Source organism: Rhodococcus sp. WS1 (assembly GCF_003797745.1).
In the GTDB taxonomy this organism is placed as follows: Bacteria; Actinomycetota; Actinomycetes; order Mycobacteriales; family Mycobacteriaceae; genus Rhodococcus_F; species Rhodococcus_F erythropolis.
Map to the genome: position 1 here is coordinate 1265265 of NZ_RKLZ01000002.1, position 22216 is coordinate 1287480.

At 61.4% G+C, this 22216-nt stretch carries 24 protein-coding genes; 13 read left to right on the forward strand and 11 right to left on the reverse strand.

Features of this window, described 5'->3' with window-relative positions:
• Positions 1 to 4: 4 nt before the first annotated feature.
• Positions 5 to 895 carry a phytanoyl-CoA dioxygenase family protein gene (locus EEB12_RS18425; protein ID WP_020971037.1) on the forward strand — a complete coding sequence of 297 codons (891 nt, stop codon included), beginning with the start codon at positions 5 to 7 and terminating at the stop codon, positions 893 to 895.
• A 186-nt stretch (positions 896 to 1081) separates the two neighbouring features.
• On the opposite strand, the gene EEB12_RS18430 is transcribed toward EEB12_RS18425, so the two are convergent.
• Together EEB12_RS18430 and EEB12_RS18435 are read right to left on the reverse strand one after the other, a co-directional pair.
• Positions 1082 to 2710, reverse strand: a complete 1629-nt coding sequence (locus EEB12_RS18430; RefSeq protein WP_141488271.1) for a 4-hydroxyphenylacetate 3-hydroxylase family protein — start codon at positions 2708 to 2710, stop codon at positions 1082 to 1084.
• Positions 2711 to 2721: 11 nt separating this feature from the next.
• A complete protein-coding gene (locus EEB12_RS18435; RefSeq protein ID WP_019745631.1) occupies positions 2722 to 3291 on the reverse strand; it encodes a flavin reductase family protein in 570 nt (189 codons plus the stop codon).
• 275 nt (positions 3292 to 3566) lie between these two features.
• On the opposite strand from EEB12_RS18435, the gene EEB12_RS18440 reads away from it, so the two are divergent.
• Positions 3567 to 4505: an AraC family transcriptional regulator gene (locus tag EEB12_RS18440; protein WP_084325435.1), complete on the forward strand. Its 939-nt coding sequence runs from the start codon at positions 3567 to 3569 to the stop codon at positions 4503 to 4505.
• Here EEB12_RS18440 and EEB12_RS18445 read toward each other — a convergent pair.
• Positions 4502 to 5272 carry an IclR family transcriptional regulator gene (locus tag EEB12_RS18445; protein ID WP_020909385.1) on the reverse strand — a complete coding sequence of 257 codons (771 nt, stop codon included), beginning with the start codon at positions 5270 to 5272 and terminating at the stop codon, positions 4502 to 4504. The two genes, EEB12_RS18440 and EEB12_RS18445, sit on opposite strands and share 4 nt — an antisense overlap.
• Before the next feature lie 198 nt (positions 5273 to 5470).
• On the opposite strand from EEB12_RS18445, the gene catA reads away from it, so the two are divergent.
• From catA to catC, 3 genes are read left to right on the forward strand one after another with little or no spacing between them, the layout of a single operon-like run.
• Positions 5471 to 6310 (forward strand): catechol 1,2-dioxygenase, encoded by an 840-nt coding sequence (catA, locus tag EEB12_RS18450; protein ID WP_019745628.1) that lies wholly within the window; start codon positions 5471 to 5473, stop codon positions 6308 to 6310.
• 29 nt (positions 6311 to 6339) lie between these two features.
• Positions 6340 to 7461, forward strand: a complete 1122-nt coding sequence (locus EEB12_RS18455; RefSeq protein ID WP_141488272.1) for a muconate/chloromuconate family cycloisomerase — start codon at positions 6340 to 6342, stop codon at positions 7459 to 7461.
• A 13-nt stretch (positions 7462 to 7474) separates the two neighbouring features.
• Positions 7475 to 7756 carry a muconolactone Delta-isomerase gene (gene catC, locus EEB12_RS18460; RefSeq protein WP_020909384.1) on the forward strand — a complete coding sequence of 94 codons (282 nt, stop codon included), beginning with the start codon at positions 7475 to 7477 and terminating at the stop codon, positions 7754 to 7756.
• 20 nt (positions 7757 to 7776) lie between these two features.
• Here the strand turns inward: catC and EEB12_RS18465 are convergent, their stop codons facing one another.
• Together EEB12_RS18465 and EEB12_RS18470 are read right to left on the reverse strand one after the other, a co-directional pair.
• Positions 7777 to 8406, reverse strand: coding sequence for a response regulator (locus EEB12_RS18465; RefSeq protein ID WP_141488273.1), 630 nt, complete (start codon positions 8404 to 8406; stop codon positions 7777 to 7779).
• The gene (locus tag EEB12_RS18470) at positions 8403 to 9572 is read right to left on the reverse strand and encodes a sensor histidine kinase (protein WP_020971031.1); all 1170 of its coding nucleotides are present in this window, start codon (positions 9570 to 9572) and stop codon (positions 8403 to 8405) included. The genes EEB12_RS18465 and EEB12_RS18470 overlap by 4 nt, the downstream gene beginning before the upstream one ends.
• Before the next feature lie 184 nt (positions 9573 to 9756).
• Between EEB12_RS18470 and EEB12_RS18475 the strand changes: the two genes are divergently transcribed.
• Together EEB12_RS18475 and EEB12_RS18480 are read left to right on the forward strand one after the other, a co-directional pair.
• Positions 9757 to 10347 carry a GlcG/HbpS family heme-binding protein gene (locus tag EEB12_RS18475; RefSeq protein ID WP_020971030.1) on the forward strand — a complete coding sequence of 197 codons (591 nt, stop codon included), beginning with the start codon at positions 9757 to 9759 and terminating at the stop codon, positions 10345 to 10347.
• A gap of 201 nt (positions 10348 to 10548) precedes the next feature.
• Positions 10549 to 11544: an alpha/beta hydrolase gene (locus EEB12_RS18480; protein ID WP_042953096.1), complete on the forward strand. Its 996-nt coding sequence runs from the start codon at positions 10549 to 10551 to the stop codon at positions 11542 to 11544.
• A gap of 58 nt (positions 11545 to 11602) precedes the next feature.
• Here the strand turns inward: EEB12_RS18480 and EEB12_RS18485 are convergent, their stop codons facing one another.
• From EEB12_RS18485 to EEB12_RS18495, 3 genes are all read right to left on the reverse strand, one after another.
• Positions 11603 to 12718, reverse strand: a complete 1116-nt coding sequence (locus EEB12_RS18485; RefSeq protein WP_141488274.1) for an NDMA-dependent alcohol dehydrogenase — start codon at positions 12716 to 12718, stop codon at positions 11603 to 11605.
• Positions 12719 to 12797: 79 nt separating this feature from the next.
• Positions 12798 to 14525 (reverse strand): PucR family transcriptional regulator, encoded by a 1728-nt coding sequence (locus EEB12_RS18490; RefSeq protein WP_258537258.1) that lies wholly within the window; start codon positions 14523 to 14525, stop codon positions 12798 to 12800.
• A 77-nt stretch (positions 14526 to 14602) separates the two neighbouring features.
• Positions 14603 to 16012: an ABC1 kinase family protein gene (locus EEB12_RS18495; protein ID WP_019745620.1), complete on the reverse strand. Its 1410-nt coding sequence runs from the start codon at positions 16010 to 16012 to the stop codon at positions 14603 to 14605.
• Between the two features lie 132 nt (positions 16013 to 16144).
• Between EEB12_RS18495 and EEB12_RS18500 the strand changes: the two genes are divergently transcribed.
• From EEB12_RS18500 to EEB12_RS18520, 5 genes are read left to right on the forward strand one after another with little or no spacing between them, the layout of a single operon-like run.
• Positions 16145 to 16564, forward strand: coding sequence for a MerR family transcriptional regulator (locus EEB12_RS18500; protein ID WP_007729752.1), 420 nt, complete (start codon positions 16145 to 16147; stop codon positions 16562 to 16564).
• Between the two features lie 46 nt (positions 16565 to 16610).
• Positions 16611 to 17987, forward strand: a complete 1377-nt coding sequence (locus EEB12_RS18505) for an MFS transporter (protein ID WP_141488275.1) — start codon at positions 16611 to 16613, stop codon at positions 17985 to 17987.
• On the forward strand, positions 17984 to 19003 hold the full coding sequence (locus EEB12_RS18510; RefSeq protein WP_141488276.1) for an ABC transporter substrate-binding protein: 1020 nt from the start codon (positions 17984 to 17986) through the stop codon (positions 19001 to 19003). Before EEB12_RS18505 ends, EEB12_RS18510 begins: the two co-directional genes overlap by 4 nt.
• Before the next feature lie 21 nt (positions 19004 to 19024).
• The gene (locus tag EEB12_RS18515; RefSeq protein WP_141488277.1) at positions 19025 to 19744 is read left to right on the forward strand and encodes a 2OG-Fe(II) oxygenase; all 720 of its coding nucleotides are present in this window, start codon (positions 19025 to 19027) and stop codon (positions 19742 to 19744) included.
• Positions 19734 to 20027 (forward strand): Ada metal-binding domain-containing protein, encoded by a 294-nt coding sequence (locus EEB12_RS18520; RefSeq protein ID WP_020971022.1) that lies wholly within the window; start codon positions 19734 to 19736, stop codon positions 20025 to 20027. The genes EEB12_RS18515 and EEB12_RS18520 overlap by 11 nt, the downstream gene beginning before the upstream one ends.
• Here the strand turns inward: EEB12_RS18520 and EEB12_RS18525 are convergent.
• The 3 genes from EEB12_RS18525 to EEB12_RS18535 are packed head-to-tail and all read right to left on the reverse strand — an operon-like array spanning position 19990 to position 21288.
• Positions 19990 to 20418, reverse strand: a complete 429-nt coding sequence (locus EEB12_RS18525; protein ID WP_019745616.1) for a VOC family protein — start codon at positions 20416 to 20418, stop codon at positions 19990 to 19992. The two genes, EEB12_RS18520 and EEB12_RS18525, sit on opposite strands and share 38 nt — an antisense overlap.
• Before the next feature lie 40 nt (positions 20419 to 20458).
• Positions 20459 to 20941: an SRPBCC family protein gene (locus EEB12_RS18530; RefSeq protein WP_029256428.1), complete on the reverse strand. Its 483-nt coding sequence runs from the start codon at positions 20939 to 20941 to the stop codon at positions 20459 to 20461.
• A gap of 2 nt (positions 20942 to 20943) precedes the next feature.
• Positions 20944 to 21288: an ArsR/SmtB family transcription factor gene (locus tag EEB12_RS18535; protein WP_141488278.1), complete on the reverse strand. Its 345-nt coding sequence runs from the start codon at positions 21286 to 21288 to the stop codon at positions 20944 to 20946.
• Between the two features lie 94 nt (positions 21289 to 21382).
• Between EEB12_RS18535 and EEB12_RS18540 the strand changes: the two genes are divergently transcribed.
• Positions 21383 to 22039 carry an alpha-ketoglutarate-dependent dioxygenase AlkB family protein gene (locus tag EEB12_RS18540; RefSeq protein WP_141488279.1) on the forward strand — a complete coding sequence of 219 codons (657 nt, stop codon included), beginning with the start codon at positions 21383 to 21385 and terminating at the stop codon, positions 22037 to 22039.
• Positions 22040 to 22216 lie beyond the last annotated feature (177 nt).

The following is a 22216-nucleotide window of genomic DNA, read 5'->3' on the forward strand; positions in this document are numbered from 1 at the left end:
ATCAATGACAACCATGGCCAATCACCTCACCGCCCTGCCCTCGACAACAACAGTCGACGAGATCGTCGACGTGATCCACCGTGACGGCGGTGTCATCGTCGAAGATTTCCTCGACACCCCCCAGCTCGACGAGCTGCGCGCCCAACTTGGCCCCGTCCTTGAAAGCACCGGCTACGGAGAAGACGAATTCTTCGCCGGAACCCAAACGCGAAGAGCAGGAGGGCTGTTCGGTCGGATCGACCTCATGCCCCAGATCGCGCTCCACCCGCTCTACTACGGGGCCGCCAAGAAGATCCTTCAGGTGCCCCTGTCCGTCTGGGTCGGAGACGACCAGATCGAAATCACGCCTGATATCCAGATCGGTGTCACTCAGGCAATCGAAATCCACCCAGGGCAGGGTGCCCAGCGTCTCCATCGAGACGACACGAGCTTTCTGTGGCGCCACCCCGACTACGGACGCGAGGGCCGACTGCAGATCATGGTGGCGGTCAGCGATTTCACAGCAGAAAACGGCGGCACCCTCGTCATACCCGGAAGCCATCGGTGGGACGACCAACGAGGCCCGAAACAAGCCGAAGCGGCGCCGACCGTGATGCGGGCCGGTGCTGCCCTCATCTGGACCGGTTCTACGTACCACGGCGGTGGTAACAACTCGTCCGAGGCGCCACGGACCGGCTTGACGATGGCATTCGACCTCGCCTGCTTACGTCAGGAAGAGAACCAATACCTGTCAATCCCGCGTGAAAAACTGCTTGATCTTTCCGAAGAGGTACAGCGACTGCTCGGCTGGGGGTCCGGAGCGAACCTGATGGGTTACGTCGAACGGGGCGGTCAGATGATCGACGCACACGTTCTCCTCGAAAACGGCGCCGTCGAACTCCCGACTGCCCGCTGAACCCTCGATCCTGCACGTCGCTTGCCACCCGCAACCCAACTCGCACAGTAGTTTCTGGGTTTCGAATCGAGAAACATATCCGTCATGGGCGTACTCCAGCTGATTCACCTTGACATCGTGTGTCTCAGGTCAGGACTAGGCAATTGCCTAGTCCTGACCAAGGGTGCAGTGTTCGTACCGCGTGAGCTACCGGTTCTTGAAGAACGAGACGTCGTCGTTGCCGATAAGGTCAGGAACCGTCCAGCCGTCGAGGTCGTATTCACTCAGGCACTGCTCGGCAAGTCCCTTCATGGAACTTGCGTGTCCACGATTCTGGGCTGCGAACAGCAGTTCCGCTTTGACGTTCTCGTGATTGCCGGAGTAGTTGCGCTCGTAGAGCTCGTGGCGCCCGCCGAACTCCGTACCGATCGAATCCCACAGCGCCTTCATGACTTTCACGCGGTCTACGGCGGTGATGCCGTCCGAACCACGAACGTACTTGTCGAGGTACGGACGCACGTCCGGGCTCTTGAAGTCGAGTGAACTCGAAGGCAGGTAGATCAGGCCTGACGCCACGTCCTGTTCGATGATCTCCTTGATCCGCGGGTACCCCTGGATCATGAACATTCGATAGGTCAGGCCGTACTCGAGCTTCGGGATCACCGAATCGCCGACCCACTGTTCGGGATCGCGTGCCATCGATTCGGTCAACGACCAGAAGAGGTTTCGCCACCCGATCACCTCGCCGACACGGGTCTGAACTCCGCGGAAGCCGCCCGCGCCGGTGGCTTCGAGTGCTTTCATCAACAGGCCGGCGATGAAGTCGAGCTTGACGGCCAGGCGAGTGCAGCCCTGAAAGGTGAAGCGCGGCAGGAAACCCGATTGAGGGAAGAATGCGTTGATCCGGTCGACGTCGCCGTACATGAAGACGTTCTCCCATGGAACCAACACCTTGTCGAAGACGAAGATGGTGTCGTTCTCGTCCATGCGGCTCGACAGCGGGTAATCGAACGGACTGCCCATCACCGCAGCATGTTCGGTGTACGAGGTGCGGCAGATCAGCTTCACACCCGGAGCGTCCATCGGTACCGTGCAGATCAAGGCGAACTGCTTCTTCTTGATCGGCAGACCGTAGTGAGCGATGAAGTTGTAGTTCGTGATCGCCGATCCGGTGGCGACCACCTTGGCTCCGCTGACGATCAAACCGGCGTCGGTTTCCTTCTCCACCTTCATGAAGACGTCGCCGACTTCGTCAGGTGGAAGTTGGCGATCCACCGGGGGATTGATGATCGCGTGGTTCCAGTACAGAACCTTCTCCTGCGATTCGCGGTACCAGCGCTCGGCGTTGTCCTGGAACGGTGCGTACAACTCCTTGTTGGCGTGGAGGGTTCCCAGGAAACTTGCCTTGTAGTCGGGGGAGCGGCCCATCCAGCCGTAGGTCATACGTGCCCACGTCGCGATGGCGTCGCGTTCCTTGAGCAGATCAGCCGACGACGTCGGAGTGCGGAAGAACGGCATGGTGACACCGCCGTTGCCCGTGTCCGTCGGAACGGTCAAGGCGTCTACGTGCTCGCCCGTGTGCAGAGCGTCGTACAGCCTTGCGGTCATGCGGATCGGATTCCGGAAGGCGGGGTGCGTCGTGACGTCCTTGACGCGATTACCGTGAAGCCAGATCTCGCGACCGTCCTGCAGGCTCGAGATGTACTCGTCGCCCGTCATCGGCCGGGTGGCGAAGTTCTTCGTGCGGTTGGCTTCGCTGTCGGCGGCCGGATTGACCTGTGGCGCTCCGGAATCTGCGGGGTCGACGCCGGTGGGAGGAATTTCGGTGGTCGTCATGGCAAAGCCTTTCAGATCGTTTGGGGTGCGGGCTGAAGATGAATCGGGGTGAAGGAAGTGGTGGCGTCGAACCATCCGCTGTGGGGGTCGTCCTGACTGCCGTTCCAGACTGTGGTCGACGAGGTGGCGCCTAGGTCGTGAAAAGTGCTTCGGTAGAACAGAAGCGGATCCTTGCCACTCGACTGCGCATCGACGATCTCACCGATGAAGATGATGTGGTCACCACCGTCGTACTCCTTCCACGGGACGCACGAGATGGTTGCTGCGGCGCCGTCGAGCAGGGGAGCGGTCGGTCCGTCGATCCACTTCGGTTCGGTGCGCTGCGGTCGGCCGGCAAAATGCATGGCCGTGTCCACTTGGTCGGCGGCAAGGATGTTGACGGCAAACGGCGCGTTGCCGAGGTAGCCGCACGCCTTGGACTTGCGAGTCATCGTGATCTGGCACAGGCGTGGTTCCAGGGAGATTGCCGTGAATGCGGTGACGGTGGCTCCGTGTGGCTGACCGTCGGCGTTGGTGCAGGTGATGACGGTGACGCCGCTCGCGAATTGGCCGAAGATGCCTCGAAGCTGATTTTGTTCCATGACCGGACCTCCTTGTCGGATGGCTGGTGAGTGAGGGTGCCGCGAAGTGCGGGAGGCGGAGGTGCTGGACGACTCGCGCCGGGAGTGAAGACGAACGTACGGCGAGCGCGGCGTTCGGTCGATCCGTACAGCGCGGTGTCTATCCGGATTGCGCACCCGATCGAAGTCTGTATCCGTTTCCTCTTGGAAGTGACCGGGGACACAGTGTTCAATGATGTTCAGCGCTCATGCTCGGCAATGTGGCTGGTCACGGGTTTGGAAGGTGAAGAAGGGCGATGGTCGACTCCATGATCGGTACAGCTCCCCGCGACTGGGACGAGGCGTGTGATGCGGTTTCGGACGCCTATTTTCCGCACACGCTCACGCCGTTGTCACGGCACGCGGCCAGCGGAGTCGGGGTGTGCACCGCCGAGTTGGGACCGCTGAGGATCGCTCATATTCGATGGGGAGCAGACGTCGCGGTCGAATCCGAGCATCCCGGTGCCTACGGGGTGAACATCCCGCTCTCGGGCGAGCTCGAGTCGGTGTTCGCGGGCTCGCACGTGCTCTCGACGGAGGGCGTTGCGACGGTGTGTCCGCCCGACATCACCACAAGAATCACGCGGTGGAGCGCGGACTGCGAAATTGTCGGAGTCCGGATGGACCGTCAGTACCTCGACCGCGAGATGGAGAAGGTACTCGGCCGGCCCGGAATGCACTTGCCTGATCAGGTGGATCTTCGGGGAGACGACGGAGCCAGATGGCTGAAATTTGTTCGCTCACTGTCGGATCAGATACTCGGCCCGGTCGGCGTGCTGCACAACGAACTGGTGGCAGCTCAGCTCTCCGGTGCCGTGGTCACGGCATTCGTCCTCGCTGCAATGCCCGAAAGTGAGGACGCGGTGCGACACGCCAGGCCACGCATCGTCAAGCGGGTGCTCGACGAGATGCACGACGACCCGGCCCGCGTGTGGACCGCAGCAGAGATGGCCGAGGTGGCGGGCGTCAGCGTACGGAGATTGCAGGAGGGATTTCGGCAGTACGTGGGCCGGAGTCCGTCGGAATGCCTGCTCGACATCCGCCTCGAGCGGGTCCACGCAGATCTGGTGGATGCCGACGACTCGACGACGGTCACCGATGTCGCTGTGAGATGGGGTTTTACGCACACCGGACGATTCGCGTCGTCTTTTCGGCGTAAGTACGGCCTGTTGCCTTCCGAAGTATTGAGAAGTTAGCTCCGGTATCCCATGTCTGCGCTGAGTTGATTCGCCTTCTCGACGAGGAACGGTGCGACGTCGGTGCGGAAAGCTTCCGGGGTCGTCCTGCCTGCCGAGGTCGAACACGCTGCCACGCCGACGACGCTTCCGCCGGCGTCGCGGACGGGGGCGGCGAGGGAAATCAGGCCGTCTTCCAGTTCCTCGGACGTGAGTGCGTAACCCTGCTCACGCACCACTCGAAGTGCGGTGTGGAATGCGCCTTCGTCGGTGATCGTGGTGGGTGTGAGGGCGTCGAACGTGGAGTTCGCGATGACTTTGTCGACGATTTCGGTTGGCGCCCAAGCTAGCAGGGCGCGGCCCATGGAGGTCGCATATGCAGGCACTCTGGTACCGACGCTGACGTTGATGCTCATGATCCGGCGTACGGGTACTCGCGCGGCGTAGACCACGTCGACGCCGTCGAGGACCCCGAGCGACGCCGACTCGTGGGTGTGTTCTGCGATCTCCAGCAGGCGGGGGAGCGCCGCCTCGGTCAGGGCATGTGATGCCGAGAAGTGCTGGCCGATGCTTAGAACGCGCGGGGTGAGCGACCACCGACTGTTGTTGCCGGTGACGTATCCGAGTTTCTGCAGGGTGAGGAGGATACGCCGGACCGCGGGGCGGGAGAGGCCCGTTTCGGCGGCAAGATCTGCGAGCGACGGGTTGGGGTTCTTCTCGTCGAAGGCCATCAGCACAGCGAATCCACGCTCGATGCTCTGGATGTAATCGCGATCGTTCTCGCTCACGGAATGACCTTTCATCTGCGGGTATGCCTGATCAGTGCCCTCGAAGGTTGACAAACCTTGTGACTGGGCGCACAGTACAAGCGTACGCACAGCGTAACAGATGTACGCACAGCGTACAACCAGACTTGGGAAGCCGACTCAGCCCAGCAGTACGGCACCCACCCGGTAACAGCCACATACGGCCCCGAGGAGGACCACATGACCACTTCCGAGAGCCCCACCGCAGTAGGTTCGGGCACGGCCGCCACCGACAAGTTCCTCCAGGAACGAGTCAGCGCGGACACCCCGCCCGAGCGCGTCTCGGCCATCGCCAAGGACGTGCTCGAGGCACTTGCCGGCGTCATCGACAAGCACGGCATCACCTACCCCGAGTACCGCGTACTCAAGCAGTGGCTCATCGACATCGGCCAGTTCGGCGAGTGGCCCCTGTGGCTGGACGTCTTCCTCGAGCACAACGTCGAGGAGGTTGCGTACCGCGGCCAGCACGGCACCAAGGGAAGCATCGAGGGCCCCTACTACGTCGCCGACGCCAAGACGTTGCCATCCAAGTGTGAACTTCCGATGCGTGACAACGAGGTTGGATCGAAGCTGGTCTTCGAGGGCCAGGTTCGCGATCTCGACGGCAACGGGTTGGATGGGGCCACCGTCGAGCTGTGGCATGCGGACGACGAGGGCTACTACTCCCATTTCGCGCCGCACATCCCCGACGGGAACCTCCGCGGAACGATCGTGACCGACGGAGCGGGACGGTTCGAGATCACCACGATTCAGCCTGCGCCGTACCAGATCCCGACCGACGGCCCCACCGGTTGGTTCATCGAGAAGGCCGGCTGGCACCCGTGGCGTCCGGCTCACCTGCACCTCATGGTGAAGGCACCCGGCAAGCGCACGATCACTACGCAGCTCTATTTCAAGGACGGTGAGTGGATCGAGAACGACGTGGCAACTGCCACGAAGCCCGAACTGATTCTCGATCCGAAGCCGGGTGCCGATGGAATCAACCGGGTCACGTACGACTTCGTGCTCGACCCGGCCTGATCCACAACTGTTCGAAAGAAAGTGATTTGATGACAGACCTGTCGATCGTCTCCATCGAGACGACCATCCTCGACGTTCCTTTGGTCCGCCCCCACAAGTTCGCCACCACGTCGATGACGGCGCAGCCGTTGTTGCTGGTCGCGATTCGCACATCCGACGGTGTTATCGGATATGGCGAAGGTGTCGTTCCGGGCGGTCCGTGGTGGGGCGGCGAATCGGTGGAGACGATGCAGGTCATCATCGAGAAGTACATCGCGCCGGTGGTGGTCGGCAGGCGTATGGATCAGATCACCGCGATCATGGCCGACATCGAAAAAGTTGTTGCCAATGCACGATTCGCGAAGGCCGCCGTCGACGTGGCGTTGCACGACGCCTGGGCTCGTAGCCTGGGAGTCCCCGTGCACACGCTCCTCGGCGGGGCTTTCCGCGAGAGTGTCGACGTCACGTGGGCACTGGGTGCTGCGCCGGCGGACGAGATCATCGAAGAAGCTCACGAAAAGCTCGAATCACGGCTCAATTTCAGCTTCAAACTCAAAATGGGAGCACTCGATCCAGCGGTCGACGTCGCGCGCATCGTCAGCATCGCGCAGGCGCTCGACGGCCACGCCGGCGTCCGCGTCGACGTCAACGCGCGGTGGGATCGCTTCACGGCGCTGCGGTACCTGCCACAACTCGCAGACGGTGGAGTCGAACTGATCGAACAGCCCACTCCGGCAGACCAAATCGAGGTCCTCGCCGAACTCAGCAGGCTACTACCGATTCCGATCATGGCCGACGAGAGTGTGCAGACCCCACACGACGCTCTCGAAATCGCCCGCCGGAGCGCCGCCGATGTCATCGCCCTCAAGACCACCAAGTGTGGTGGCCTCCAGCGCAGCCGCGACATCGTCGCAATTGCCAAGGCCGCCGGTATCGCGTGCCACGGTGCGACGTCCATCGAAGGCCCGATCGGCACCGCCGCTTCGTTGCACTTCGCGTGCGCCGAGCCTGGAATCAACTTCGGAACAGAGCTTTTCGGCCCACTGCTCTTCAGCGAAGAGTTGCTTCAGGAACCCCTGAAGTATTCCGAGGGTCAGTTGCACCTCCCCGCCGGACCTGGACTGGGAGTCGAACTGAACATGGACGCCGTCAAGACCTGGACCAGGAACTAGAGGATAGAAGAACATGGCACTCTTTCACGTTCGAATGGACGTCGATATTCCGCGCGACCTGGATCCGGAAGTACGCGCCGATACCGTCGCAACGGAGAAGGCGTACTCGCAAGACCTTCAGCGACAGGGAAAGTGGGTGCATCTGTGGCGAATTGTGGGACAGTTCAGCAACATCAGCATCTTCGACGTCGAGTCGGCTGACGAACTCCATGAGATTCTCTGGAACCTCCCGCTGTTCCCGTACATGACCATCGAGGTCATGCCGTTGACGAAGCACGGATCTTCGATCAAGTAGAGCCTGCGCGGGCGGGCGGGTCAGCGTATTCCGTCGCGGCGCAATGCGACGGACACTGCGGCAGAGCGGGTTTCGACGCCGAGCTTGGCGTAGATGTGCCCAAGATGGGTTTTCACCGTCGCTTCGCTGATGAAGAGTGCCTTACCCAGCTCGCGGTTGGTCATCCCCTCGGCGAGCAGGCTGAGCAGTTCGGACTCACGGGCGGTGAGCGCTTCCTGCGGGCGCTGCATCTGCTGGACAAGACGAGAGGCCACAGTGGGAGAGAGAACGCTGCGCCCGGCTACCGCGCCGCGCACCGCGCCGAAGATCTCGTCGGGCGTTGAGTCCTTGAGTAGGTAACCGATGGCACCGGCGTCGACGGCCCGCACGACGTCGGCGTCGGTGTCGTACGTCGTGAAAACCAGTACGGGAACATCGACACCGTGGCTTCGCAAGCGTTTGATCGCTTCTGCACCGTGCATGCCGGTGCCCATGTCCAGATCCATCATCACCAGATCCGGTGAGGCCGACGGTATCGCCGTGGCCGCCCCCTCACCGGACGATGCTTCGCCGACTACTTCGACGTCCGGCTGAGTGTTCAGCAGCGCTCTCAGCCCGGCTCGCACGACCAGATGATCGTCGACGAGGAACACGCGAATGGTGGTGGTCACCGGATCCTCCGTTCGAGAGGGAACTGGGCCGCGACGACGGTGCCGTCTCCCGGTGCACTTTCCACGGTGAACGATCCGCCGAGCTGTGCGATGCGACTTCGCATCGCACGTAGGCCGTATCCACCGTACCGAGAATGGTCGGCGAGCTTTCCCGGATCGAAGCCGACGCCGTCGTCGAAGATGTCCACGGAGACTGAGTCGTCGAGATACGTGATCGTCACGCCCGCCGTTTCGGCGCGAGCGTGGCGGGCGATGTTGGAGGACGCGCTCGAGACCACTCGCACGATGGCATGAGCTACGTCCGAGGGCAAGATGACGGCTTCACCGACGGTGCGGATCCGAACGGTCGGGACGAACTGGCGGGCGGCGGCCACGACCAAGGCGTCGAAGTCGCCCGTACCGCCCTTGGCCGGTGCCAGATCGTGGACGAGGTCGCGACTCTGCATCAAGCTCGTTCGGATGTTCTCTGCTGCGGCATCGACATCGGCTCGAGACGGCGAACCCGTTGTATTCCAAGTTTGTTCGGCTGCCTCGAGTCGTAGAAGAGCGCTCGCCAGTCCCTGAGTAACGGTGTCGTGGATTTCGCGCGCGAGGCGCTCTCGCTCAGCGGCAACGCCGGCAGCACGTTCGGTATCTGCCAATGCAGATTGCGCTTCTGCTACCTGACGTAGAAGCCGAAGGCGTTCTCGGGCATCTCGTTCCATCTGCCCGTACGCTGCCGCGACCAGTGCCGCGGTGCACAGAGGTCCGAGCAGTGTCACCAATTCGGCACGACCGGTGACTCGGTAGAACGCGATTCCGGCGAGGACGCCCAGGATCCCGACGAGGGGGTAGGCGATCTTGCTCGGGTACAGACGAATACAGAGGAAGAGAACGGGGAACGCACACCACGCGAAACTCGGCGCAAGCCAGACCAGCGCTGCCCAGGTGCTCAGTACCGGCCACATCCACAGTCGTTGGCGAACCACATCTCGCGAAGACACCGTAGCCATGACGGCGTAGAGCAAGGCGAGGACCACGGCCAGGACGAGTACCACCCCGAACCGACCGCTGGTCCCGTGGACTGTGACGTACCGGACTCCTGACGTGGACAGCAGTACGAAGAACGACGCGTGGATCGCATACGCCAACGGGCCGCGCAGGCCGAGTTCGGCGTCGGCGTTCATGGCTCCGTTACTCATCCCTCGAATATTACGGAGGGCGCCAGGCCGTCGTATCAACCATTCGGATGATATCTGCACAACCAGACGGGGCACGGTCCGTCACCCGAGCGCCCGATGTGCGCACCCGCGCCGGGACGCGACGCTGTAGTGGACGGTTTCGAACCATTCGACTGAAAGTGTGCCCGACATGAACCACCGCATTTACACACGACTTCCCCGTACGATCGCTGTCGCCATTCCGGTTGTCGCAATCCTTGCCAGCGCCGCGTGCTCGACCACCGACACACCGGTGGCGAACGCATCGAGCACGACGTCGATTTCTGCCACGCAGCAGCCTGCTGCGACCGGCGATTCGGCGATTGTCACTCAGAATCGACTCAGCGCCGACGCAGCAGTGAAGGCTGCTGGTGCGGCCCTGGCGAAATGCCGGGCGGACGGGCTCGGATTTGTCACCGTCTCCGTCGTCGACCGTGCCGGAAACGTCATCGCTATGGTGCGCGGCGACAACGCAGCCCAGCACACGGTGGAGGCCTCACGTGAGAAGGCTTACACCTCTGCAGCTTTCGGAGCCGACACCAGTGACCTCTCGCAGCGTACCAAAGGCGAGGGATCAACCATCGCCGACCTCCCCGGCACTCTCTTCCTTGCAGGTGGAGTCACTGTGAAGGCTGGATCCGCGTCGATCGCCGGCATCGGTGTCGGTGGTGCACCGGACGGAATGCAGGACCAAACGTGTGCTGCCGCAGGTCGTGATGCGATCGCTTCGTCACTCGGCTGAGTGAGCGCATTCAGCGTGCTTCGTGAATTGTGCTTTTCGCCACCTGGATTCGCTCGGCACGACAGTTGTCCGATTGTTGCGATGACCTCGACTTTGTAACACCGGAGCCCCCGGAAAGGGACAAACACGTCGACAGTGGAACCGACGATGCACTTACCGAAGCGAGTTTCTTGATGCGCAGTTTCGGGGAAAGACACAACCTTGCAGAGAATCAGATTCAGGTTGCCCGAACGCAATACACGGCGGGCGCGGGTGCTCGTAGCGGCGTTGTTGTCGGTATTCCTCCTCGGCGGCATGTTCGGTCCGACCGCCGCGAGCGCTACTCCGGCGCACACGGCGCCATGGGGTGGTTACGACGAGTTGTGGGTCCCGTCTTCGATGGGAAACGTCAAGGTTCAGGTGCAGTGGGCCGCGCGGGGCGGCAACGCCGCGTTGTACCTACTTGACGGTCTTCGCGCGCAAAATGACAGGAATGCTTGGAGTTTCGAAACCAACGCACTCGATCAGTACCGCAACGACAACATCACGTTGGTGATGCCGGTCGGCGGTGAGTCGAGTTTCTACACGGACTGGTACGCGCCGTCCAATTTCAATGCTCAGCCCATAACGTACAGGTGGGAAACATTTCTCACCCGCGAGCTTCCGGACTTCCTTGCAGGGTATGGTGTTTCACCAACCAACAATGCGATCATCGGGTTGTCGATGGGCGGCAGTGCCGCGTTGAACCTGGCGGGGCATCATCGGGATCAGTTCAAGTTCGCGGGCTCGCTGTCCGGCTACATCAATATCTCGGGCCCGGGTATGCGTGAGGCGATCCGCGTAGCCATGTTCGACGCCGGCCGGTACAACGTCGATTCGATGTGGGGCCCGCCGTGGTCATCCGGGTGGCTTCGCAACGACCCATTCGTCAACGCGGAATCGCTTCGCGGACTGTCGATGTACATTTCGTCGTCCAACGGCATCCCGGGACCGTACGATCATCCGTCTGCGCCGATCGATTACTTCCACACGGCGACAGGTATGGGGCTGGAGGCGCTCTCGTGGGTGCATGCGCGTGCATTCGAAATTCGTCTGAAATCCATGGGAATCCCAGCGACGTACAGCTTTCCGCCCGCCGGGATTCACTCCTGGCCGTATTGGTCTGCTGAATTGTGGATGGCCAGAGGGCAAATTCTCGACACCATGAACGCCTGGTGAAGCTGTAGTGAGGATCTCTCCGGACTTGCTCTCGATCGAAAGTCCGGAGAGAACTCGCTCAGAAGGTGATGATTCCACGGAGGTTGCGACCGGCATGCATGTCGGCGAAACCGTCGTTGATCTGGTCGAGGGTGTACCGGTTGGTGATCAGTCCGTCGAGTTCGAGCTTGCCGCTGGTGTAGAGATCAATCATCCAGGGAATGTCGGCGGTGGGATTGGATGCACCGAACAGGGATCCCTGAATTCTCTTCTGGTACAAGGTGAGTTCCATCAGGCTCACGGGAATGCCGATGTCCGTCATCTTCCCGAGACCGGTGACGACGCAAGTTCCTGCCTTGCGGATTGACGAGAACGCCTGCGCGACATGTTCTCCGGTGGTGACGCCGACGGTGACGATGGCGGAATCCGCGCCCTGGCCGTTGGTGAACGAGCGCGCGATGTCCGTGGCTTCCTCCATGGTGGACACGGCATGGGTCGCCCCCAATTTCAATGCACTGTCGCGCTTGAACGCAACCGGGTCCACCGCGATCACGTGGGTGGCGCCGGCATGCGAGGCGCCCTGTACCGCGTTGATTCCGATTCCGCCGACTCCCATGACGATGACGGTCTGCCCGGGGTACACCTGAGCGGAGTTGACCGCGGCGCCCCAACCGGTTCCGACGCCGCAGCCGAGCAGACACAAAGCGTCGAGTGGCAGGTGCTTGTCGACTTTCACAGCCGAGAGAGTGCTGACCGTGGTGTATTCACTGAAGGTGGAGAGGCCGCAGGTTTGTGCGACGGGCTGACCGTCGAGAGACATTCTGTAACTAGAGGTTTCGCCGGGTCTGCTGCCAGTCATGATGGCGGCGCCGTTGTCGCAGAGGTTCTGGATTCCGCTTGCACACCAACGGCAGCGGCCGCAGGCGGCGAGGAACGAGAACACGACATGATCGCCCTCGGACCATCCTTCCGTGTTCGGCCCGACCTCGACGACGATTCCGGCGCCTTCGTGTCCTCCACAGATGGGGTAGCGGCCGACTCCGTGGTCGCCGCTGGCGATGTGATCGTCCGAGTGGCACAGGCCGGAGGCGACCATTTTGACAGTGAGTTCGCCGCTGCGGGGTGAATCGAGTTCGAGATCGACCACCTCGTATGTGCCTGGTGCTTGGCGAATGACGGCTCCACGAGTGCGCAAGGTATCTCCTGAGGTAAGAGTTGTTCTTCGGCTTCCTCAGTTGTCTACTCGAGAGTTCAGGACGGGCTCGAGGCCTATCTCACTGATCGGACGTTTCGTATCTTTCAGACTCGTCCGGGGTGCGTCCCAAGATGGCGAGTTGCAGTTCGGTGAGCAGTCGCGTATCCGGCTCGTCCAACGAAATGCCCATGATCTGTTCAGCGCGCCGAATGCGGTAGCGCAGCGTGTTCGGATGTACTTTCAGAGACGAGGCGGCCTTCTTCACATCCCCGAAAGCTGTCAGGTAGGCCGTGAGCGTGAACTGCATGTCAGAAGTGTTCTTGTCGTCGTAGGAGACGAGTCTGTCGATACGAGGGTCTCGCAATCGCTCGTGATCGGCAACGAGGTCGAGTATCTCGCCCAGCAACACCGCGGTGCGTGACGCCGCGAGTGTGGTGACCTTCGAGGTTTCGTGATCATCGGTGGTATCGAGCACGCGGTCCACTTCTCGACGCGCCTCGGGTACGCCGTGCAACCGCGCGATCGGGACCGCGACTGCGGCGCGCACGCTGATGCCCGCACGGTCCTCGACTACCCGCACGGTGTCGTAAGCCCAGTCGCTGACAGCGACCTCGTGGTCGGCCTGAGGGAACAATACGTAGATCCGGTTGTCGATGATCGTCGTGACCGCGTCGCTGCGGAATGCGCTGGCGCGCAGGCGCAAGGCGTTGGTGATTCGATCGAGATTCGATCCGGGCGAGAGTGATGTCGCAAATCCGATGACCGCAGACGGTCCGTCGGTGTTGATGCCGAAAGAACCGGCCAGCGAGTGCATGTCGACCCCGCCGGAGCGAACGCCGAACAGCCTTTGCACTTGGGCATTCTCGCGGCTGGAGGCGTCCAAGGTCCGCATGAGAATGCGTGCGGCGACTGCCGCTGCACCCCGCAATACCGCTTGGGCGTCGTGGGAAAGAGGTTCAGAGGCGCGCTGCACCCAGATGCTGCCGAGATTGTGTTGGTGTGCAACAGAACCCGTCGGCGCTGACAGGTCCGGGCGGGTGATGCTAACAGCCAGCCTCTGCGCGGCTCCGATGCTCGGCTCGGAGGGCAGACTGATGACCTCGTCCGATCGCCTGAGGTGCTCGAACACGCCTCTGCTCTCTATCCATTCGGTGTATTCGATCGGCCACTCCCGGCCGAGTATGGAGAGCTGACGGAGTTCGTCTTCGCCTTCGTGAGCAGAGGAATATGCGATGACGTGGAGTGCCGTGTCGTCGATCGTCACGAGTCCGCCAGTCAATTCGGCGATCGTTTCCGAGAGCGCGAACAGATCCGAATCACCACCGGCCACAGCTCCTGCGACGGCCCGCGAACGGTACATGCTCTGTGTCAGAAGCCGTAGTACGAGCGAATAGACGTGCCCGGAACTAGCCTGCGGATGTACCGCGGCCACTGCGATCCCGATGTTACGTGCGGCGGTGAGAACCGTCGTCGCCTCGCGCGCATTCTTGACGAGCAGAAGCTTCGGGCGACGCCTCGCCGGCCTGCCTTCGAACTTTCGCAGCCACTGCGTCAACGTCGATTCGGGAACCCCTACGGGGAGGTAGATGTCGGAGATCGCACCACGGCTGTCGGTGCCGTCGATATCGGAGGACTCGACGAGGGCGATCGAACGGATTTCGACATCGAGTCCATCCGGGCTTTCCAGAAGTTCGATCACGGACTTGTCCGTGGAATGCATGAGGGCGCCGAGGGTGGTGCCGACACTCGGCCCGTTATTCTTCGGACCTGTCGACGCTTGCGGGAGGGCTACAGAAAGTGGCTGCACATTTGCTCCTCGGCCGGTGGGTCATTACAGGCTAACCCCGACAGACGAAATGCAGAATAAGGAAATAGAGGACAAATTTATTCGTCAGGCATGGTGATGCCGAGTTCCTGCACCTTTTCGGCGACTGCCTCTGGAAAAACGTTCTTGAACAGATAAAGGTCTTGTCCGATCACCCAACCAGGTGCCAACGCCGTCGCATATCGCTCGAAGTATCCGAGTTGTTTACCGAAAAGAACCAATTCCTCGGGACTCGCAACACCCCACTGCTTGCCCAACTGAATCAGTGCCATGATCAATTCACTGAGCTTGAGTTCACCGAGGTCACGGCCGAGAATCGGGGCCAGGGCCGTTGCGACCTGCATGCCGAGCTGATCGTCGTCGACTTCGTAGTCGGTTGCATATCCCAAGGATCGAATTCCGCGGGCGACACGGGCGAAATCACCGTCGATGAGGGTGGCTCGGAACATGTCGGAAAGGATGGATCTCCATGTCTCGGGAAGGACGCCGACGATGCCGAAGTCGAGCATCGCTATCCGGCCGTCGTCGAGGACCCACAAATTTCCCGCGTGGACATCTCCGTGGAACGGACCGTGAACGATGACTGATTCGAGCCAGACCTTCACTCCGCGCCGGATCAGCATGCGGGCTTCGTCGATGCCGTCCGGACCGGCGACGAACCGATCCAGTGGAACGCCGCGCATGCGTTCCATACAGATGACGCGGGGACCACAGTAGTCCCAGTACACCTCCGGTGTCGTGACTCCTTTGTTGTCACCGAATGCGCTGATGTTGTTCCGGAATGTGGTCTGCCGGTCGGCCTCGACCGCGCTGTTCAATTCCGTCATCGTTGCATTGTGCAGATCGCGAATGATGGCGGTGGCATTGGCGATTCGAAGGAACTCGACAAACTTCTCGAGGATGTTCGCGCCCCAATACGCCGCCCGCAGGTCGATCAGCATCCGCGCATAGATGTCCGGACGCTGGATCTTGATGACGGCCTCGCGGCCATCGTGCAGAACGCACGCGTGTACCTGCGCTACCGATGCGGCCGCGAGAGGTACGTCGTCGAATTTCGCGAACAGGTCGTCTACGGAGTATCCGAGGTCTTCGTGCACGACGCTTCTGGCCTGCTCGGCAGGGAATGACGGAACGTCGTCGAGGCAACGTAGGCATGCATTGGCGACGGGGGCCGGGAACAGGCCGGACGACGACGCGACCAGTTGACCGAGCTTGACGAAGGTGGGACCCAGAGCGATGAAGCCGTCGACCATCCCGTCGGAGGCAGCGTCAGCCCACGTGCGTCCACGCTTGCGGAAAGGCCACACGATCAGTGCCAGCATGATCGACGTCGACAACACGACGGCGATGATCGCGGAACGCCACAACTGGGCGAGGCCGAAGCGTTCGAGGTCCGGCATGTGGACTTCGAGGGCAGTGGCGGGCACTCCTGACGAGTACGGCCCGACAGGTCGCGTTGGATCCAGCACAGCTCTCCCTCGTTCTACGAGCGCATCCAGCATTTTGCCGTGAGATCACTTACGCGACCCCTTCCGTTAGTCAGTATGCCAAGTCACACATAACTGCCGGAACCGCCTACGCGTTCAGCCTACGATCGGTGAATGCGTGAGCACTTGATCCCGATCGGCGAGGTTGCAAAATCGTTCGGAATTGCGGCGTCGACCTTGCGCTACTACGAGGACGAAGGACTGCTGTCCGCGCGGTCGCGAACTGGCGGCAAACGCTGGTACGGGCAGCGTGAGCTGCGCCGGCTGGCATTGATCCGGATGTACACCGAGACGGGAATGTCCTTGGAACAGGTGCGGTCCTTCATCGAAACCGACACCACGTCCGACCAGTTCTCGACGGTTCTCGCAGATCAAGTGTCGACACTCGAGGCGCAGATCGCCGCTGCTACGCGAGCGAAACTGATCCTCGAGCATCACCTGACGTGTCGGCAAGAGCGTCCGATGCAGTGCCCGTGGTTGCTCGAGCAGCTCGACATACGCGTCGAAGCGGCGCTTGACTTCAAGTTGACTTGAACCTTCATAGTTAGGGCGCACTTACCGCCCTATCCGGAGGTTGACCATGTCGGCACGACGATGGCTGCCGCTCATCGCCGCATGCATCGGAACTTTCCTGTTACTGACGTACGCCACCATCACGACAATCGCGGTGCCGGCCATCGCAGTCGGTTTGGACGGCAGTACGGGCGCGATGTCCTGGGTCGTCGACGCCTACACGCTGGCTCTTGCCGCGCTTCTGGTGGGCATGGGCGCGCTCGGCGATGCGTGGGGACGTAAACGCCTCTACATATGCGGACTGGTCGTGTTCCTGGTTGCAACGGCCGTGTGCGCGATTGCCCCGGACGTCACGGTTCTGGTCGTTGCTCGCGGCGCGCAAGGAATTGCCGGTGCGGCGATGTTCGCGACGCTCCTGCCTCTGCTCGGCGACGCATATTCGGGCCGCGATCGTCACGTCGCCTTTGCTGCGTGGGGCGCCGTCGCTGGATTGGCGGCGGGAATCGGGAACGTTGCAGGAGGGCTGCTGACGCAGTCCTTCGACTGGCGTGCGGTCTTCTATTTCGGAATCCCCGTGGCCGCAGTAGCGCTCGCAATGGCTGTGTTCTGTTTCGCCGACAGTGAGCGCGGCGACGGCAACATCGACTGGGCCGGAATCGTTTTGTTCACCCTCGCTGCCGTTGCCGCGGTTCTCGGCGTGACGTGGGGCGGCGACATCGGGTGGGCTTCGTCGTCGACAGTTCTTGCCTTCCTGATCGCAATCGGTGCGCTGACGGCGTTTGTGTCCTGGCAGCGTCGAGGCAGCAGTCCGATGCTCGATCCGGCATTGTTCCGATCCCTGAAATTCGACGGCGTCCTCGTCGCTGCGTTCGGGTACTACCTCGCGGCCTACGGCCCGCTCGTAGTCCTTTCATTGTGGCTGCAGAACGGGCTGGAACTGTCGGCATCGGCGGCCGCACTCGTGCTCTCGATTCAACCGCTCGCTTTTGTCTTCGTGTCGGCGCTGTGTGGATCACGGCTTCAGCGAGTCGACCTTCGACTGTCGCTCGGATTCGGGACGGTTCTCTGCGGAATCGGTTGCGTGGCCATGCTGTACGTTCTCGCCGAGCCGGTCTGGCCCGCGCTGATCGCCGGGCTGATTCTGACCGGTGTCGGTTCCGCGATGGTGTCGCCGGTGCTGCCGGGTGCCGCGATGTCGGACGCCCCGGCAGAGCGCGCCGGGACGGCTTCGGCGACAGCCAACTCGTCGCGTCAATTCGGGCTTGCCGTCGGAATTGCGTTGTGCGGCTCTCTCTTCGCCGGTCCGGACGAGTTCGCCTTGCTGTGGCCGTTGGTCTTCTGCGCCGGCGTCGGAATGCTCACGGGTTTGGTATCGATCCTTCTCTTTTCTCGTTCGTCAACTCCTGCAACAGTTCAGCCAATCGCCGAAAGGGCACACACATGACCACGCTGTTCACTCCACGACCGCACCGGCGTCTCGAGATGGACTGGAGTCGCCGCAGGTTCCTCGGCGCTGCAGCAGGATTGGCTGCTGCGCTGGCAGCGGCCGGTTGCTCGCGTTCGGGCGCAGACGCCGGGGGTGAAGGCGATGCAGGCTGGTCCTTCACCGATGATCGCGGCAACCTGATCGAATTAGATTCACCGCCGAGGACATTTGTCACCTACACCGGTATCGCGGGCGCTCTCTGGGATTACGGACTGGTGCCTGTCGGTGTTTTCGGGGCGCTGACACGATCACCGGGATCAACGGACACCAGCATCTCCGGCAACTTGGATTTCTCGAAGACCGACATGGTCGGGCAGCTCTGGGGACAAGTGGAACTCGAGAAGATCGCTGCGCTGGAGTCGGACGTCGTCATCGTCCCTCAGTTGCGTGGTTCGGCACTACTAGACGAGGCGAACTTGGATGCGGTGAAAGGCTTGTCGACAGTACTGTTCGTGGAAACGGCAGCAGGAACCATCGACCGAACCGTGCAAGAGATCGTGGAACTGGCCGTGGAACTCGGAGCGGACCAGGATATGGAGGCTCAGCGAAAAGGCTACGACGCTGCGCGTGCGCGGATCTCCAAAGTTGCTTCTTCGCTGAATAATTCACAGGTTTTGTTCGCGTCCGCAGATGCGGACACGATTCGTGTCAGTCTTTCGGGATTCCCGATCCTCGCAGACCTGGCGGGATTGGGACTTGCCGTCGTCGATCCGGCCGAGGGATCGTCGGTCTACGTCGAGAAACTGGCTTGGGAGATGGCGGACCACTATCCGGCCGACATGATCTTCCTCGACGATCGCCCGTCCAGTTTGCAACTGGATACGCTCGGAACCAATCCTGCGTGGTCCAACTTGCCCGCGGTGAAGGCGGGAAAGATCGGGACCTGGAATCCGGAACCCGTGCTCAGTTATGCCGGGATCGCCCGTACGTACAACAATCTGGCTGACCAGCTGCTGGCATTCTCACATTCCTGACCGCCGCGTCGTCTACGACGTATGGACCTCTTCACCGATCTGTCTGCTCGAGTTGATTCCCTCGATTGGCCTGCGCTGATCGAGGGAATCAACTCCAGTGGGTGTGCCCAGACGGCGCCGATACTCGACGAGTCGGAGTGCCGCGAAATTGCTTCCTGGTACTCGGACGTCGACCGGTTCCGGAGCACCATCGACATGGCTCGATACCGCTTCGGCCAGGGGGAGTACCGGTACTTCGGCGATCCCGTACCGGAGCCGATCACGGCTATGCGATCCGCCTTCTACCGACACCTGCTGCCCGTGGCGCGGGAGTGGGCGTTCAAGCTGGGCGAGGGTGCACCGTGGCCGGATTCTTTCGAAGAATGGATCGATCAGTGTCACGACGCCGGTCAGAATCGCCCTACCCCGATCCTTCTGTCCTACGGACCTGGTGACTGGAATGCATTGCATCGGGACTTGTACGGAGAGTTGGTGTTTCCCTTGCAAGTCGTGATCGGGCTCGACAGACCTCGCATCGACCACGCCGGCGGCGAGTTCTTGCTCGTGGAACAGCGGCCGCGCGCCCAGTCGAAAGGGACGGTGACAGTTCTCGAGCAAGGTCACGCGTTGATCTTCACCACGCGGGATCGACCGGTGCAGAGTTCGCGGGGGTGGTCGAGAGCCCCTGTGCGACATGGTGTCAGTGTGGTGCAATCCGGCACGCGTCGAACATTGGGATTGGTGCTTCATGATGCTGAGTAAGACGTACATTCTCCGCGACGCTCGCAACAAACCCTACGAGAGTTCGACGCCCGGTGTGCTTGGTGGACATCGGAAAACGAAGATCTACGGTCGACTCGACTGTCGAGGGGCTGCGCAGGCAATCGCGCGTGGTGGGTATGTCGCCAGTCGGGTGTTCTTCGCGGACGAGCCGACCGCGATTGCGGCCGGCTATCGCCCCTGTGCCGTCTGCATGCCCGAAGGTTACGCAGCCTGGAAGGCAGTTGCTACGCGCCGAAGCGGTCGCGGTACTCCTTCGGAATGAGCGGCTTGTCGCCGCGGACCTTCAGCTGCTGGACAGCCCAGGTATTGCCGTCCGGGTCGGCGAATCCGAAGAAGGTGCCCCCGTCACGCTCGTCGAAGACGGTGACCTCACTGGCATCGACGCCGCGGTCGATGAGCTCTTGGCGAGCCGTTGCAGCGTCTGCCACGACCAACTGCAATCCCTTCAACGAACCAGGGGCCATCTCGGTTTGCGACGGCAGGTTGCCGATGACGATCGAGCAGCCCGAACCACGCGGAGTGAGCTGGGCGACCGTCATGTGTTCGTTGACGGTGTGGTGGTCGAGATCGAAACCGACCTTGTCACGGTAGAACTCGATGGAGCGGCCGAGGTCACTGACGGGAACGATGACTACTTCGAGGGTCCAGTCCATGAAACTGCCTTTCGCTGAAGAGGTTCGGGTAAACAGGTGGTCAGAGTTGCGCGACGATCTTGTCCAGGCGTTCGTAACCTTCGGTGACGCCGAGCTCCATATTGCTCTCGATCATTCCGTCTCGCGCTTCGAGGCTCGGATATACGGAATGGCCGGAGAGACGGGTGCGTCCGTTGCCCAGGTCCTCGAACGTGATCGATTCGATGCTGACGACGTCGGGAAATCCCTCGTATTCGAAAGTCTGGATGGCAAAGTCGTTCTCGCGAACAACGTGAAATACACCGTTGAACCGGAACTCTTCGCCCTCGGGGTTGCGATGGACGTACTTGTATCGACCGCCGCTCACGAACTCGTATTCGTCGATTTCCATCTCGTATCCGTTGGGGCCGAGCCACTGCTTGACCAGTTCGGGATTCGAATGAGCTGCGAAGACGGCACTGACGGGTGCGTCGAATTCGCGGGTGATGTCGATGTACGGCACGCCCTCAGGAGCCGTGATGCTGACGGGATTGGTGGTAGCCATGGCTAAGTCTCCTTCTGTGTGGTGCTGAGTAGGTGATCGAGCTTGCGGAACTGTTGTTCGTGGATCAGTCGATAGTGGTCGATCCAGGCGGTCAAAGCCTCGAGAGTTGCGGCGTTGAGATGCACCGGCCGCCTCTGGGCTTCGCGGCTGCGGGTGACCAAACCCGCGGCTTCGAGTACCTGAATATGTTTGGAGACGGCCTGTTTCGTGATCTCGAACGGCTCGGCCAAATCGTTGACCGTTTGGGGGCCGGTGCTCAGGCGGGCGATGATCCGCCGTCGTACCGGGTCGGCGAGCGCCATGAACGCTTTGTCGAGACGCTCGTCTGCCCCTGGATCCACGATCACTTGTCAACCATCTCCTTTATCAACCAATCTGTTGATTACGCTACGGGTCCATGCGGAGGGTGTCAATGCTGCGAAACCGATTAGCGTGGAATTCATGAACGCTTTGATTCCTCGGCCACGAATGGAAGTGGCGCCAGGGGCGATTCTCGTTCCGGATTGGCTCAGCATCGAACAACAGCGCACCTTGGTGGCCGAGTGCCGACGGTGGGCGACCGCACCCGTACCGATGCGCTCGGCCGTCGTCCCTGGTGGGCACAAGATGTCGGTGCAAACAGTCTGTCTCGGTTGGCACTGGCAGCCGTACAAATACACGCGCACCGCCGACGACGTGAACGGTGAACCGGTTGCCGCTGTGCCCGACTGGCTCGTTGGCCTCGGCCGTAGCGCAGTTGCCGCGGCCTATGATGGTCCGACTGTGGGGGAGCGGTACACGCCGGACACTGCGCTGATCAATTTCTACGACGAGGGCGCTCGGATGGGCATGCATCAGGACAAGGACGAGCGCTGCGACGCTCCCGTCGTCTCACTGAGCGTCGGGCAGAGTTGTGTCTTTCGGTTCGGGAATTCCGAGAATCGGAACAAGCCGTACACCGACGTCGAACTCCATTCGGGTGATCTCTTCGTCTTCGGTGGGGAGTCTCGGTTCGCGTATCACGGAGTGCCGAAAGTTATTGCGGGAAGTGCAAGTCCCGACATCGGTCTGCCGTCCGGGCGGCTGAACATCACCCTGCGGGATACCGGAATGTCGTGAGTCTCAGGCTGATTTCGGCCTCGCGAATCGAGGGGATCGGTGGGCAGCACTCGAAGAAGAAACGGGCATTCAATTTATCGACATCCCAGGTCATTCTGAAATAGCCACCAACTGTGGTCTTTAGCGAAGACATCAATCTACGTTGAATCCGTCCAATTGGTCTCGTTTCATGTCAAG

Coding starts and splice junctions, on each gene's coding strand:
- EEB12_RS18425 (WP_020971037.1), top strand. CDS start 5: ATGACAACCATGGCCAATCACCTCACCGCCCTGCCCTCGACAACAACA.
- EEB12_RS18430 (WP_141488271.1), bottom strand. CDS start 2,710: ATGACGACCACCGAAATTCCTCCCACCGGCGTCGACCCCGCAGATTCC.
- EEB12_RS18435 (WP_019745631.1), bottom strand. CDS start 3,291: ATGGAACAAAATCAGCTTCGAGGCATCTTCGGCCAATTCGCGAGCGGC.
- EEB12_RS18440 (WP_084325435.1), top strand. CDS start 3,567: ATGGTCGACTCCATGATCGGTACAGCTCCCCGCGACTGGGACGAGGCG.
- catA (WP_019745628.1), top strand. CDS start 5,471: ATGACCACTTCCGAGAGCCCCACCGCAGTAGGTTCGGGCACGGCCGCC.
- EEB12_RS18455 (WP_141488272.1), top strand. CDS start 6,340: ATGACAGACCTGTCGATCGTCTCCATCGAGACGACCATCCTCGACGTT.
- catC (WP_020909384.1), top strand. CDS start 7,475: ATGGCACTCTTTCACGTTCGAATGGACGTCGATATTCCGCGCGACCTG.
- EEB12_RS18470 (WP_020971031.1), bottom strand. CDS start 9,572: ATGAACGCCGACGCCGAACTCGGCCTGCGCGGCCCGTTGGCGTATGCG.
- EEB12_RS18475 (WP_020971030.1), top strand. CDS start 9,757: ATGAACCACCGCATTTACACACGACTTCCCCGTACGATCGCTGTCGCC.
- EEB12_RS18500 (WP_007729752.1), top strand. CDS start 16,145: ATGCGTGAGCACTTGATCCCGATCGGCGAGGTTGCAAAATCGTTCGGA.
- EEB12_RS18505 (WP_141488275.1), top strand. CDS start 16,611: ATGTCGGCACGACGATGGCTGCCGCTCATCGCCGCATGCATCGGAACT.
- EEB12_RS18510 (WP_141488276.1), top strand. CDS start 17,984: ATGACCACGCTGTTCACTCCACGACCGCACCGGCGTCTCGAGATGGAC.
- EEB12_RS18515 (WP_141488277.1), top strand. CDS start 19,025: ATGGACCTCTTCACCGATCTGTCTGCTCGAGTTGATTCCCTCGATTGG.
- EEB12_RS18520 (WP_020971022.1), top strand. CDS start 19,734: ATGCTGAGTAAGACGTACATTCTCCGCGACGCTCGCAACAAACCCTAC.
- EEB12_RS18525 (WP_019745616.1), bottom strand. CDS start 20,418: ATGGACTGGACCCTCGAAGTAGTCATCGTTCCCGTCAGTGACCTCGGC.
- EEB12_RS18530 (WP_029256428.1), bottom strand. CDS start 20,941: ATGGCTACCACCAATCCCGTCAGCATCACGGCTCCTGAGGGCGTGCCG.
- EEB12_RS18540 (WP_141488279.1), top strand. CDS start 21,383: ATGAACGCTTTGATTCCTCGGCCACGAATGGAAGTGGCGCCAGGGGCG.